Origin of the sequence: Streptomyces sp. rh34, from assembly GCF_002551245.1 — a bacterium.
In the GTDB taxonomy this organism is placed as follows: Bacteria; Actinomycetota; Actinomycetes; order Streptomycetales; family Streptomycetaceae; genus Streptomyces.
The window spans coordinates 1-12,532 of record NZ_NTGZ01000213.1 but is presented as its reverse complement, the minus strand read 5'-3'; the positions used below and the strand labels follow the sequence as shown (position 1 = coordinate 12,532).

Annotated in this window: 13 protein-coding genes and 1 pseudogene; 9 read left to right on the top strand and 5 right to left on the bottom strand. The window is 71.5% G+C overall.

The window, feature by feature from the left end; translation table 11 throughout:
* The 8 genes and pseudogenes from CR470_RS28805 to CR470_RS41170 form a co-directional block, all read left to right on the top strand.
* A pseudogene (locus CR470_RS28805) lies at positions 1-216 on the top strand (SPFH domain-containing protein); the annotation flags it as partial.
* Positions 213-1,112, top strand: a complete 900-nt coding sequence (locus CR470_RS28800; RefSeq protein WP_097870431.1) for a hypothetical protein — start codon at positions 213-215, stop codon at positions 1,110-1,112. The pseudogene CR470_RS28805 and the gene CR470_RS28800, both read left to right, overlap by 4 nt.
* Positions 1,113-1,206: 94 nt before the next feature.
* The gene (locus tag CR470_RS28795) at positions 1,207-1,707 is read left to right on the top strand and encodes a nucleotide triphosphate diphosphatase NUDT15 (protein WP_097870430.1); all 501 of its coding nucleotides are present in this window, start codon (positions 1,207-1,209) and stop codon (positions 1,705-1,707) included.
* Positions 1,708-1,834: 127 nt separating this feature from the next.
* Positions 1,835-2,239: an SHOCT domain-containing protein gene (locus tag CR470_RS28790; RefSeq protein WP_097870429.1), complete on the top strand. Its 405-nt coding sequence runs from the start codon at positions 1,835-1,837 to the stop codon at positions 2,237-2,239.
* A 112-nt stretch (positions 2,240-2,351) separates the two neighbouring features.
* Entirely contained in the window at positions 2,352-2,735 is a 384-nt protein-coding gene (locus CR470_RS28785; RefSeq protein ID WP_257138949.1) for a hypothetical protein, read from the top strand.
* Between the two features lie 56 nt (positions 2,736-2,791).
* Positions 2,792-3,319, top strand: coding sequence for a hypothetical protein (locus tag CR470_RS28780; protein WP_097870427.1), 528 nt, complete (start codon positions 2,792-2,794; stop codon positions 3,317-3,319).
* A gap of 137 nt (positions 3,320-3,456) precedes the next feature.
* Complete coding sequence (locus CR470_RS39780) at positions 3,457-3,621, top strand: hypothetical protein (protein ID WP_179892400.1); 165 nt, start codon at positions 3,457-3,459, stop codon at positions 3,619-3,621.
* A gap of 589 nt (positions 3,622-4,210) precedes the next feature.
* The gene (locus tag CR470_RS41170) at positions 4,211-4,507 is read left to right on the top strand and encodes a muconolactone Delta-isomerase (protein ID WP_306667816.1); all 297 of its coding nucleotides are present in this window, start codon (positions 4,211-4,213) and stop codon (positions 4,505-4,507) included.
* Positions 4,508-4,551: 44 nt separating this feature from the next.
* Here the strand turns inward: CR470_RS41170 and CR470_RS28765 are convergent, their stop codons facing one another.
* The 5 genes from CR470_RS28765 to CR470_RS28745 all read right to left on the bottom strand — a co-directional run bounded on the left by CR470_RS28765 (position 4,552) and on the right by CR470_RS28745 (position 10,467).
* Positions 4,552-5,949, bottom strand: a complete 1,398-nt coding sequence (locus CR470_RS28765; protein WP_097870425.1) for an MATE family efflux transporter — start codon at positions 5,947-5,949, stop codon at positions 4,552-4,554.
* Between the two features lie 5 nt (positions 5,950-5,954).
* Positions 5,955-6,983 carry a cysteine synthase family protein gene (locus CR470_RS28760; protein ID WP_097870424.1) on the bottom strand — a complete coding sequence of 343 codons (1,029 nt, stop codon included), beginning with the start codon at positions 6,981-6,983 and terminating at the stop codon, positions 5,955-5,957.
* Between the two features lie 66 nt (positions 6,984-7,049).
* The gene (locus tag CR470_RS28755; protein WP_373561449.1) at positions 7,050-8,420 is read right to left on the bottom strand and encodes a Y4yA family PLP-dependent enzyme; all 1,371 of its coding nucleotides are present in this window, start codon (positions 8,418-8,420) and stop codon (positions 7,050-7,052) included.
* Entirely contained in the window at positions 8,411-9,439 is a 1,029-nt protein-coding gene (locus CR470_RS28750; RefSeq protein WP_097870422.1) for an ornithine cyclodeaminase family protein, read from the bottom strand. The genes CR470_RS28755 and CR470_RS28750 overlap by 10 nt, the downstream gene beginning before the upstream one ends.
* A 29-nt stretch (positions 9,440-9,468) precedes the next feature.
* The gene (locus CR470_RS28745; RefSeq protein ID WP_097870421.1) at positions 9,469-10,467 is read right to left on the bottom strand and encodes a TauD/TfdA family dioxygenase; all 999 of its coding nucleotides are present in this window, start codon (positions 10,465-10,467) and stop codon (positions 9,469-9,471) included.
* A gap of 388 nt (positions 10,468-10,855) precedes the next feature.
* Here CR470_RS28745 and CR470_RS28740 point away from each other — a divergent pair, with 388 nt between their 5' ends.
* Positions 10,856-12,403 carry an ABC transporter substrate-binding protein gene (locus tag CR470_RS28740; RefSeq protein WP_218923785.1) on the top strand — a complete coding sequence of 516 codons (1,548 nt, stop codon included), beginning with the start codon at positions 10,856-10,858 and terminating at the stop codon, positions 12,401-12,403.
* The last annotated feature ends 129 nt before the right edge of the window (positions 12,404-12,532 follow it).

Below are 12,532 nucleotides of genomic sequence, written 5' to 3'. Positions count from 1 at the left end.
GCCGAGGCGGCGCGTGCGCCGGGCACGGCGCGGGCCGAGGCCCAGGCCGCCTGGCTGCGGGTGCACGGCGAGGCCGATCCGGCCACGCTGCACGCCTTGGCTGCGACCCGGCTCGCGGAGAACCTGCCGCGCGTCGAGAGCATCACCCTCTCCCCCGACGTTCTCACCGGGCTGCTCGCCAGGCTCGGCCGTCCGGAAGGCGGTGCGGGCGCGTGAGCCTGGCGCCCCGGGCGGTGCTCGTCCACCGGCGGACGGAGTACGAGGAGCTGCTCGCCCGGCACGGGACGCACGGGCAGGCCGCGTTCTTCCTGTCCAGCCGGGGGCGCTCGATCGACGAGGTGGCCCGCCGCCACGAGGACACCCGGCAGGCCCTGCGCGAGGTGGCGGCGGCGGTGCCGCTCACCTGGCGCAGCTCCCGGGTGGAGCGGGCGGACCTGGACCGCTTCCTGTTCGCCCCGGAGGACGTGGTGGTCGTGGTCGGCCAGGACGGACTGGTCGCCAACACCGCGAAGTACCTGTCCGGGCAGCCGGTGGTGGGCATCGACACCGACCCGGGGCGCAACCCCGGGGTCCTGGTCCGCCACCGTCACGCCGACGCGGCCGCCCTGCTGCGCGCCGCGTCCACCGCCGGAGGGAGTGCCGAGGAGCTGACCATGGTCGAGGCCGTCGCCGACGACACGCAGCGCCTCCTCGCCCTGAACGAGATCTACCTCGGGCCGGCCGGCCACCAGACGGCCCGCTACCGCCTGGGCCCCGACGGCGAGAGCGCCCCCGGCGAAGCCCAGGCCTCCTCCGGGGTGCTGGTCGGCACCGGCACGGGCGCCACCGGCTGGCTCCGGTCGCTGTGGCTGGAGCGCGGCGGCACCCTGCCGCTGCCCGCGCCGTGCGACGCGCGGCTCCTGTGGTTCGTGCGCGAGGCCTGGCCCTCCCCGGCGACCGGGACGTCGAGAGTGGCGGGCGAACTGGAGCGGGGGCAGGGGCTGCGGCTGACCGTGGAGTCGGACCGGGTCGTGGTCTTCGGGGACGGGATGGAGTCCGACGCCCTGGAGCTGACCTGGGGTCAGAGCGTACGGCTCGGCATCGCCGAGAGGTCGCTGCGCCTGGTGACCTGAGCGCGCCCGCCACCGCCGCACCGGCCCACGGCCGCCCCGGGCCGCTTCGCTACGGTGGTCCGGACCCGGCACCGCAGAGCGGAGAACCAGCACCATGTCAGCCGACCCTGTCACCGAGCCCGCCCGCAACACCCGCCCGCCCACGGCCCAGGCGGCCCTCGGAGTCGGCGTGATCGTCGAGGACGGCCGGGGACGCGTACTCCTGGGCCGGCACCACAGCGGTACGTGGGAGCTGCCGGGCGGGAAGGTCGACGCGACGCGCGAGTCGATCGCCGCGGCGGGCGCCCGGGAGCTGCGCGAGGAGACGGGCCTGGTGGTCGACGAGGCGGCCGTGGACGTCATCGCGATGGTCCACGACGTGATCGGCGGCATCAACCGCGTCAGCATGGCGGCCGTCGTGCGGCTCGCCTCCGGCGTCCCGGAGGTGACCGAGCCGCACCTGATCAGCGCCTGGCGGTGGACCGCCCCCGAGGAGCTGCCGGCCCCGCTGTTCGACCCGTCGGCACAGATCCTCGCGGCCTGGCGGCCGGAGCTGGGCATCACCCACCCGCCCGCGCATGTCCTGCGGATCGCCCCGGACGAGAACCGCGCCTGACGCACCGCTCCCGCGCTCACGCACCTCCCCCGCCCCTACAGGCGTACAGACCCGCAGACCTTCAGGTGCGGACTATTCGGGCCCAATGTATGAATAAGGGACCATTCGCGCGACAGGGAGTAGGACCATGGACGACTACCCGCTCCTGGACGTCTTTCTGACCATGCTGTACCTGTTCCTCTGGGTCATGTGGTTCTTCCTGCTGTTCAAGGTGGTCACCGACCTCTTCCGGGATCACTCGCTGAACGGCTGGGCCAAGGCGGGCTGGCTGATCTTCGTCATCCTGCTGCCGTACCTGGGCGTACTGGTCTACCTGATCGCCCGCGGGCGCAGCATGCACGAACGCGACGAGAAGCTGGCCAAGGACTCGGAGGCGGCCTTCCGCGCCTACGTGCGCGAAGCCGCGGCGAGCCAGGGCGGATCCGGTGGCAGCGACCATGTGAACGATCTGGCGAAGCTCGCCGATCTCAAGGACAAGGGCGCGCTCAACCCCGAGGAGTACGAGCGCGCGAAGGCGAAACTGCTCGCCTGAGGCACGGCTCCGGCTCTCGGACCTCGGGCTCCGGACCTCACCCGAGACCGAGGGCCGGAGCCGGGCTCGCGTGTTCTATCGTGGGGTGACCTTCCGGAAGGAGCAGGCGTACATGAGGCGAGCGACGCCCCCCGCGGCGGCCACCGCCGCACTGCGTGGTCTGCTCGTGCTCCTGGTGGCCGCGGTCGGTCTGCTGTGTCTGCTCGGCCGGCCCGCGCCGCAGGACATCGACCCTTCCGGCCCGGTGTCCGTAGCGCAGGCGGCTACCGCCGTGCAGCCCTCGGCGGACGACGGCTCCGCTCCGTGCGGCAAGAATCCGGTGGCCGCCGAGGACGTCGTGCCGCGCTCCGACGCCGCTCCGGGCGCCGATCAGGCGTCCGGTTCGCCCCAGTGGACGGACGGCCCCGCGCCGACGACCTGTTCGGGCTCCTCGTTCTGCCGCGGTGGCCCCGCACCACCTCATCCCGTCACCACCTTGTCCGTTCTGCGGATGTAGGCCGGCCCTCTCGGTCGCGTCCTTGATCTCTTCCATCCGGAAACGGAGATTTCCGCATGTCCTCTTCCCAGCGCTCCTTGAGCCTGGCGGGTAAGGCGCTGCGTGTGTGGCAGGCCAGGCAGTGGCTGGTGGCGGGGCTCGGCGCCCTGGCCACGGCCGTCGCCGTCGGCGTGCCCACCGATGTGCTGCCCACCCCCCTGTTCGGCCGCTCGGTCTCCGTGCAGTGGTGGAACTATCCCGCCCTCGCCCTCACCGCCGTCCTGGCCGGCCTCGTGCTGAGCACGTACGTCCGCCCGCCGGCCGCCACCCCGATCGCGCCCCCGGCCTCATCCCCGTCCACGCAGCCTCGCGACGCCGTCCGGGACAGCCGGATGGGAGCTCTCGGCGGCGTGCTGTCGTTCTTCGCCGTGGGCTGCCCCGTGTGCAACAAGCTCGTGCTCGTCCTCCTCGGGTCGTCCGGCGCGCTGAGCTACTGGGCGCCCCTGCAGCCGCTGATCGCCGTCGCGTCCGTCGCCCTGCTCGCGGAAGCGGCGCTGCGACGCCTCTCCACCCAGAGCCAGTGCACGGTCACGGCTTCTGCCTGACGTCCACGGCCGGCTGCCTCTTCCTCGCCCCCGACGCGGGAAGATCTCATGGTTGATCCGTTATGCCGCTGCACGAAAGGCAGGCTGATCGTGCCCAGCGGCCTCCAAGCCGACACCGTCGGCCCGGTGGACGTCGAGTGGCCGAGACGCTGCCGCAGGTCGCGGACGCCCAGTTCGACCTGGTCAGCGACGAGGACCTGCGGACGGTGTCCGACTCCCTGGGTGACGGGTCCTCCGCACTCGTCGTGGCCTGGGAGAACACGTGGGCCGCACGGCTGGCGGCAGCGGTGCGGGAATCCTAGGGCGAGCTGGTGATGCTGGAACGCGTTCCGCGGGACGCCGTCGTCGAAGCGATCGCGTCACTCGACGGCAACTGACAGAGACGAAGGAGAAGGCCAGTCATGCCTCGACGATTCTGAACGGGTCGGCCCGGACCGTGCTCGGTCCGGGCCGACCCGTTCGGGCGCCCGTTGATCTCGGGTGGCTCGCGCCCCGGCCCTGCCTCAGTGGGCCTGACCCGCGCGGGCCTCGTCCCGGCCCGGTGTCCGGCTGGGGGCACTGCGGCACCACCCCGCCCCGCCGACGCGCGGGCCGCGCCCCCTCGTCGGCGCACCCGCCTCCGCGCCCTGCTGGGCTCCGGCAACGTCACCGCCCTCATCGGCGGCACCATCGTCGCCGCCACGATCATCGTCGCGCTCCTCGCGCCCCTGATCGCCGCGGACGACCCGCTCGCCACCAACCCTCGTCCATCGGGCTCAACCCCTTCAGCAGCGGCCACCTCCTCGGCACCGACGAGGTCGGCCGCGACATCCTCAGCCGGCTGATGTACGGCACCCGGCTCGCCCTGCTGGTCGCCGTGGCGCCGACCCTGGTGGCGCTCGTCATCGGCGGCTGCCTCGGACTTCTCTCCGGCTGCGTCGGCGGCTGGCTCGGCAGCACCCTGATGCGCGTCTTCGAGATGATGTTCACCACCCACCCCTCCCCCGCCGCGCCGCCGAACTCGTCGCGTCCGGATCCCTGGTCCGTATGTGGCGGGTGCCCGGCCGGACCGAGAACGGGGGTCTGTGGCGTGCCCCGGACCCCACCGAACTCCACGCCATCATCGCGTCGCTGCCGGTGTGGCCCTGGATGCACGTCATGGTGCACGCCCTGGCCGATCACCCGGTCGACCCGGGGCCGTCGGCCTGATCGGTCAGGGGTGTCCGGTGCGGGTGGCCCGGGGCAACGCGCGGTCAGGCCGGGACCTCGGCCACGTGACGCGCCAGTCCTCGGCTGTATTGACGCAGGAGGAGTACGGCGGTGGCGGCCAGGCCCGTGAGGAGGCCGAGCCAGATGCCGAGGGTGTCGAGGCCGAGCGGGTGGGCGAGGAGCCACGCGGCGGGGAGGCCGACGGCCCAGTAGCCGATGAGCGTGATGCGGAAGCCGCTCCTGGTGTCGTCGAGGCCGCGCAGGAGTCCGACTCCGATGTTCTGTGCGCAGTCGAAGAACTGGAGGAAGGCGGTGACCATCAGCAGGTGTGTGGCGATGGTGAGTGCCTGGTCGGAGCCGGAGTCGAGGAAGGGGGCCAGGACGAGCTGCGGCAGGGCGAGGTAGACGATGCCGACGACGGTCATGACGGCTGCCGCGCAGGCGAGGGCCGTGTTCTTGATCCGGCGTGCGTCGTCGGGGCGGCCGAGGGCGAGTTCGCGGCTGACGTTGATGGACGCGGCGTGGGAGAGGCCGACGGCGACCTGGAAGGCTATGTAGACGAGCTGGTTGACCGCGGTGTGCGCGGCGAGGGCGGCCGGGCCGAAGGAGCCGGCCATGAGCGCGGTGATGGAGAAGAAGCCGGCTTCCGAACCGTAGGTGGCCGCGATCGGCGCCCCGAGGCCGATGAGCCGCTTGACGGTGGCCGGGTCCGCCTTGGCCACGTTCAGGGAGAGGAGGGGCGAGAGCTCGCTGTCCCTTCTCGCCGCCATGTAGAGGGCGAGGAAGGACAGCAGGTAGACGGTGGAGGTCGCGACGCCGATCCCGGTGAGGCCCAGTCGGGGCAGTCCCCATGTGCCGTGGATGAGGACCCAGTTCAGGCCGACGTTGACGGCTATGGACACGATGGTGATCTGCAGGAGCGCCTGGGGGCGTCGCATGCCGACGGTGAACTGGCGTATCGCCTGGAACCACAGGCAGGGCAGCAGACCGGGGGCCAGGGCCAACAGCATGGTCCGGGTGCGTTCGACGACGGCGGCGTCCTGGCCGAGCCAGGTCAGGGCCTGGCCGATGAGGATCATGAGGATGGCCCCGGCGATGGCGGCGAGCGTGGCCACGGCCATGCTCGCGCGGACGATGCCGCGGACTTCCGCGTGTCCTTCTCCTTCCCTCTTCTCCGTGCCGGTGTCGGCCGCGGCCCGCTCGACGCGGGCGGCGGCCGAGGCGATCTGGTTGCCGACGGAGGTGACCAGGCCGACGCCCATGGTGCGCAGCTGGTTGAAGATGACGATGGCCAGGCCGCCGGCGGCCAGTTCCTGGGTGCCGAGCATGCCCATCATCACCGTGTCGGTGGTGGTCAGGGCCACCTGGGCGAGCTGGGTGAGGACGAGCGGGACGGCGAGGGTGGCCAGGGCGCGGCTGTCGCGGAGGAGGGTCGTCAGCATGGGAGTTACCGGTTCCTGCGGAGTTTGGTGAGGAGTTCGTCGACTTCCCGTTCCGCTGCGGGGTCGAGGAGGTCGCGGTCCCGCATCCAGTCGTCGTTGAAGACGGTGTCCATGTACTTCTCCCCGCCGTCGTTGATGAGCGCGACCATAGTCGTGCCCGGAGGCAGGGAGGACAGCCGGGTCAGGGCTTCGTACACGACGCCACCCGCGGAGCCACCGATGAGCAACCCGGTGCGGGCTACCGCGCGGCAGGTGGCGAACGCTTCGATGTCGCCGACCTTGACGCCTTCGTCGATGAGGTCGAAGTCGACCAGCGCGCCGATCTCGGCGCCTTCCGGGGTGCCGGTGCCGGACTGGTAGTAGTCGTGGGCCGGGCCGCCGAAGGCGATGGAGCCCTTGGGCTCGACGCCGATGGTGGTGAAGCCGGGTATGAGTGCGCGCAGCTCACGGGTGGTGCCGCAGAGGCATCCGCCGGTGCCGACGGCGCCGATGAGGACGTCGATGTCGCCGTCGAGGGCCTCGTGGAGTTCATGGGCGACGGGGAAGTAGCCGACGCCGTTGGCGGGGTTGTTGTGCTGCTCGGTGAAGATGGTGTTGTCCTGGCCACGGGCCATGTCCTCGGCGAGCTCCTCGCGGGCGGCTGTGGCGAGCTCCTCGGTGCCGTCGTCGACGACGTACACGAGCTCGGTGCCCAGGGCCTTCATGCCGCGCAGCTTGTCGGTGCAGGCGTGGTTGTCGACGACGGCGGTGAAGGTGTAGCCGCGTTCGGCGGCGATGACGGCGAGCCCGAGGCCGGTGTTGCCGGAGGTCGACTCGATGATCCGGCCGCCGGCCCGCAGCTCGCCGGCCTCCTCCGCGGCGGTGACCATGGCGCGCGCCATGCGGATCTTCGCGGTGCCGGTCGGGTTGAACATCTCCAGCTTCAGCAGCAGGCGACTGCCGGTGTCGGTGGTGGCCAGTTCGAGCAGGGGGGTGTAGCCGATGAGGTCGGACACACGGGAGACCACGGGGGGACGCTGAAGTGCGCCGGGCATCGAAAGCTCCTCTTGGGGGACGGTACGGGTGGGGTGGCCGAGCCCCTACGCGTACGGGGCGGCGGCTCAGGTGAAGTGGCGGTCCAGCCGCCAGCGGGGGCGCGCGCGTTCGGTGTGGTCGATGACGACCTTCGGCGGCAGGGTCAGGTCGTGGAAGGGCGACTCGTTGGAGTCCATCTGGTAACCGGCCGTGTTGGGGTAGACGAGCAGGTCCCCGGTGCGGGGCCGGCGGGGGAAGGGGATCTTCCGCCAGGTGAGCATGTCCGACTCCAGACAGGTCGCGGCGCCGATACTCGCGGGCCACGTACCGACCGGTGCGTCCACGCTCCGCGAGAGCAGGTGCGGGTCGGGCAGGTACTCGCTGTTGAACCACTGCTCGGAGAGGCTCAGGCTGGTTCCGTCGACGGTCAGGAGCTGGTAGCCGTCGCGGTCCTTGACGCCCTGGATCCGGAACACGGTCGCGCCGGCCCGGTCCAGCAGCGCGCGCCCGGGCTCCATCAGCAGGGCGACGCCCGCTTCCTTCAGCAATTCGGCGAGGTTCCGGTCGTGGCCCTCGGGGTGGGCTGCGAGCAGGGCCCGGAGCGCGTCGGAGCCGGCGGCCGGGGAGTGGTACGGGTAGAAGTCACCGGCGTCGAACGACTTGGCCGCGTGGTAGTGGCCGCTGTTCTGCTCGCCGAGGAAGGTGTGCCAGCTGTCGGCGTCGGTGTAGCTGACCGCCAGGCCGCCGCCGATGCTGATCCGGCCGGCCTCCAGGCCCAGGGCGCGGGCCTGGAGGCACAGGTCGACCAGGCGGCCGGCGAGGTCGGAGCGCGGCTGGATGGCGTAGCCGGACAGGTGGAAGCTGAAGCCCTCCATGCGTACCGCGTCGCCCGCACGCACGCAGCGGTCCATGGCCGTGCTCAACTCGGCGTCGTTCATGCCGAAGCGGCTGTGCGGCTGGGACGGTGGCAGGCAGCGCAGCAGCAGCCGGCCGGGGCGCGCCGTCGCGGTCGGCACCGTCGTGATGAGTGCGTCGAGTTCGTCGAGCGCGTCCACGGCGATCAGCGCGCCGTGCCGCACGGCGAGCCGCAGCAGCTCCATGCCCTTGGCCGGTCCGGTGACCACGATATTCTCGCCGCGCACGCCGTGCCCGAGGGCTTCGCGCAGTTCGCCGACCGACGCGACATCGACGCCCGCGCCGCGTGCGGCGCAGCGTTCGATCCATACGGCGGCCTTGTTGGCCTTCTTCGCGTAGTACACGAAGCCGTCCACGCGTGCCTCGGCCAGAGCCGCCCGCATCGCGCGCAGGTTGGCGTCGAAGGCGTCCGGCAGCAGGAAGTGGAAGGGTCCGCCGAAGGCGTACGACAGTTCCTCGACCAGTCCGCTGCCCAGGACCGCGTCCGTGGCAGGGTCACGCGGGACGGGCAGAGTGGGCCAGGTGGGACGGTTCACTGCCACAGCGACACCTCGGTCCCCAGGCCCTGGGCGAGGGCGAGCTGGGCGAAGCGGTGGCCGAGGGCGATGTCGGTGACGACGAGGCCGCTGTTGTACGCGAAGACGCGCTCCTCGTCCGAGCGGCGGGCGGCGGCGACGCCCGCGACCACGGGCGGGAACTCCACGTCGACGGCCGGGAGTCGACCGTCGGCGTCGGCCATGTCGGTTCCGGTGACGTTCATCTGCGCCTCGCTCGTGGCGAGGACGCGGTCGGCCTGGTGCAGGGTCGAGGGGGCGAGACCGTGGCCGACGAGGATGGACAGCGCACCGGGCTTGAGCCAGCCCGCCTCGACGGCGGCAGGGGTGTGGGCGCCGGCGGTGGCGACGATGACGTCGGCGTCCGAGGCCGCTTCCCGCAGATCGGTGACCAGCTCGACGTCGCGGTCGGGGTAGTGGTCGCGCAGCTGCTCGCGTACGGCGGTGATGCCTTCGGAGTGGGTGCCGAAGAGCATCAGCCGGTCGAGGTCCGGGAGGGTGGTGAGCAGGAACGGCAGGGCGAGCCGGCCCTGGGTTCCGGTGCCGATGACCAGGGCGCTGCGGGCGTCGGGGACCGCGCATTCCCGGGCCAGCAGCGCGGAGACGGCCGGGGTGCGCAGGGAGCCGATGCGGGCGCAGTCCATCATCGCCACCGGAAGGCCGGTGACGTCGTCGTAGATGGTCAGCGTCGTGTAGTAGTGCTGCTTGTCGCGGCCCTTGTCCAGGCCGTGCTTGTACGAGGTCTTGATCGCGACGACATCGCGGGAGCCGTCACGGCCCAGCATCGCGTAGGAGACGGAGTGCCCGTCCTGCGGCTTGACCGACAGCTTGCGCGGGTTGTCCGACCGGCCCGCGTGGAGGGTGCGGTAGGCGCCTTCCACCGTGGCGACCACGTCGGACAGGGATATCTCCAGTCCGGCCAGGTCCCTCCTGGACAGGATCCGCAGGTGTTTGTCGTCGCCGGATGCGGTCGGGTTGGCGGCGGGGGTGCTCGACGTCTCGGTCATGGTGTTCCTCCGGTCCGTGGACGGGGTGTTCAGGCGGCGTGGGCTTCGAGGGCGGCCTGGCCGTAGCCGTGCTCAGCGGCTTCGGCCGAGGGGCGTGTCCGTCGTCCGGGGACGCGGACGGAGGCGCGCTTGAGCCATCGGTCGGTGCCGTCGTAGCGGGCCTGGAACGGCACCCGGCCATGGACGACCAGGTCGTTGTCGACGACGAGGACCTCGCCCGGTTCGAGGCTCACCGCCACGGATACGCGGGTCAGTTCGGCCTCCAAGCGCCGGTAGGCCGCCCGGTAGGTCTCGTCCGCGTCCTCCAGCGGCGTGTACGCCGGGTCGAAGCGCAGCGTCAGGCCGTCCTCGGTGGCGAACAGCGTGGGGACGGCCGGAGGCGATTGGTCGGCATAGCCCTGTGCTTCGGCATAGGCGTCGTCGGGGAGGATCGGGAGCGCGGGTCGCGACAGGGTCGCGATGTCCTCGTCCGACAGACGTACCTTGCGGATGCTGGCGGCGGTGGTGGCGATGTGGTCGTGGTTGCGCATGCAGCCGAGCATCAACAGGTGCGCACGGCCCGGGTGGAAGGCGTCCTCGGTGTGCGGGCTGAGCAGGACCGTGCTGCTGGCGCCGGTCTGTTCGGTCTCGTGTCCGGGCGAGGGGACGATGTTGTGGACGAAGCGGCCGTTCTGCTGGCCTTCCCACGCGATCGGGTCGCCCATCACGGTGGCGAGCAGCAGCAGCGTGATGTCGTGGAGGGCGCCGCTGTCCCCGGCGGTGGCCCAGCCGGCGGGGGTCGCGCCGAGCGCGTCGTCGTCGGCGGCGTCCAGGCCGCGGAGCACGAACAGGCCGTCGGCGGTGTCGACGGGCCGGCAAGCGTGGCGCAGGGTGTCGCCGAACTGGGCGGCAACCTCAGCAACTCGTCGCAGCAGCTGGGGAGATGTGGCCGATGTGCCGAACTCGCCGAGTATCTTCTCTGCGGCTTGGCGCAGTTCGCCCACCGTAGGAGCGTCGAGCTGGCGGACAGGTGCGATTGCCGTGTTCATGGCAAAGATCCGTTTCCGTCGAGCGACAAAGAGGCATCGTGGCGCGCGCCGGGACGCGGGAGCCGGCACGCGCGCCGGTGGCCGCGCATCCGTCACGGGCAGGCCGGAGCAGCCGCGTACACGGCCACGGAAGACCGGCCCTGACGAACGCCCCGCACGCTAGCAGGGAACTTAGGTAAGGCACACCTTACTGTCGAATCTCCGTCACGTTCGGCGATCTCCCAAGGAGGGGCGCGCGGCACACGGACCGGCGCGCGGCAGCACACCTCACCACTCGGCCGCCCACCCCATCGGGGCTCGGACCTTGCGGTCGCGATTGTCATTAGGATAGGCAAACCTAAACACCCATCCCCCGTTGCCCCGAAGTGGATCGAGGACGTACGTGAACATGAACAGGCGCCAACTGCTGTGGGCCGGTGGAGCGATAGGCACGGCGGCCCTGCTGACCGCCTGCTCGGGGGACGGCGACACCTCCGCCAAGTCCGCCGCCGCGGGCACGAAGCCCAAGAAGGGCGGCACGCTGCGGGTCGGCGCGCTGGGCCGCGCCTCGGCCATCACCCGTGACCCGCACGGCAGTCAGGCCAACGAGTGCGACTACTTGATCATCGCGCTCGTCCACGACACGCTCACCGCGCCCGGCGCCAAGACCAACACCGTTCCGCGTCTGACCTCCGGGTGGAAGGCGTCGGACGACCTGAAGACGTGGCGGTTCACCATCGCCGAGGGCGCCACGTTCCACGACGGCAGCCCTGTCACCGCCGAGGACGTCGTCTGGTCGCTGCGGCGCCTGCGGGGCACGCCGTCCGGCGCCTCCCGCCTGCCGGGCATCAGGGCCGAGAACATCAAGGCAGAGGGCGCCGGCACCGTGGTCCTGGTCTCCGACTACGCCAACGCGGAACTGCCGCTCCTGCTGCGCCTGACGACCTTCGTGCTCAAGAAGGACACGAAGGACAAGGAGATCGAGAAGGCGCCCGGCGCCGGCCCGTTCAAGCTGGAGTGGTTCCGCTCCGGCAACGCCCGTCTCGTCCGCAACGAGGACTGGTACGGCGGCGAGGTCCTCCTCGACGCCGTCGAGGTCAAGATCTTCGAATCACCGCAGGCGATGTCCAACGCCCTGCTCGCCGGACAGATCGACGTCGCCTCCAACGTCGGCGCGGTCGCCGCCCGTACGGCCGAGAAGCGCAAGGACATCCGGATCGTCCGCCGACCCAACGACATGGCGACGCCCATCGTCATGCGTACGGCGGCCGGCAGCCCGTTCGCGGACGCCAAGGTCCGCGAGGCGCTGCGGCTGGCCGTTGACCGGGACGCCATGGTGAAGCAGGTGCTGTCCGGGTACGGGACCGTCGCCAACGACATCCTGGGCACCGGCGACCCGGCGTACGCCCAGGACATCCCGCAGCGCGCCCGCGACCTCACCAAGGCGAAGGCGCTGTTGAGGGAAGCGGGCTTCGACACCTCCAAGACGTACGAGCTGATGACCACCGAGGACGTCTCGGGGCTCGCCGAGTCCGCGACGCTGTTCGCCACCCAGGTGCGCGAGGCCGGGGTCAAGGTCAAGGTGGTGAAGCAGGAGTCCGGCACCTTCTGGGACAAGACCTGGCTCAAGGGCGACCTTTACACCAGCTACTGGGGGACCAACGACTCTGTGGTCTTCTTCGCCAGCAAGACCATGGTTTCCGACTCCGGGACCAACGAAGCGGGCTGGAAGAACGCGCAGTTCGACGCCGCCTACCGCAAGGCCATGGCAACCAAGGACCCGGCCGCCCGCGCCGGGCTGCTCCACGACGTCCAGCGCATCGAGCACGAGGAGTCCGGCTACCTGCTGTGGGGCATGGCCGACGGCATCGACCTCGCCGCAGCCCCGGTACACGGCCTGCCCACCCTGCCCGGTTACGGTCGCGTGCAGCTCGAGCGGGCATGGCTGGCACGCTGAGCGGTACGGCGAAGCAGCCCGCGACCGGGCCGGCCGGAGGTTCTCCCTCCCGGCCGGCCCGGCGCCCGCTGCCCGGGGGCCTGCGGCCGGTGGTGGGTCTCACCGCGCTCCGCGCGCGCCGGGCCGTGG

Bases quoted from the DNA above. Each gene is read 5' to 3' on its own strand.
- CR470_RS28795 (WP_097870430.1), top strand. From the start codon at position 1,207: ATGTCAGCCGACCCTGTCACCGAGCCCGCCCGCAACACCCGCCCGCCC.
- CR470_RS28790 (WP_097870429.1), top strand. From the start codon at position 1,835: ATGGACGACTACCCGCTCCTGGACGTCTTTCTGACCATGCTGTACCTG.
- CR470_RS28745 (WP_097870421.1), bottom strand. From the start codon at position 10,467: ATGAACACGGCAATCGCACCTGTCCGCCAGCTCGACGCTCCTACGGTG.
- CR470_RS28780 (WP_097870427.1), top strand. From the start codon at position 2,792: ATGTCCTCTTCCCAGCGCTCCTTGAGCCTGGCGGGTAAGGCGCTGCGT.
- CR470_RS28785 (WP_257138949.1), top strand. From the start codon at position 2,352: ATGAGGCGAGCGACGCCCCCCGCGGCGGCCACCGCCGCACTGCGTGGT.
- CR470_RS28750 (WP_097870422.1), bottom strand. From the start codon at position 9,439: ATGACCGAGACGTCGAGCACCCCCGCCGCCAACCCGACCGCATCCGGC.
- CR470_RS28760 (WP_097870424.1), bottom strand. From the start codon at position 6,983: ATGCCCGGCGCACTTCAGCGTCCCCCCGTGGTCTCCCGTGTGTCCGAC.
- CR470_RS28765 (WP_097870425.1), bottom strand. From the start codon at position 5,949: ATGCTGACGACCCTCCTCCGCGACAGCCGCGCCCTGGCCACCCTCGCC.
- CR470_RS28740 (WP_218923785.1), top strand. From the start codon at position 10,856: ATGAACAGGCGCCAACTGCTGTGGGCCGGTGGAGCGATAGGCACGGCG.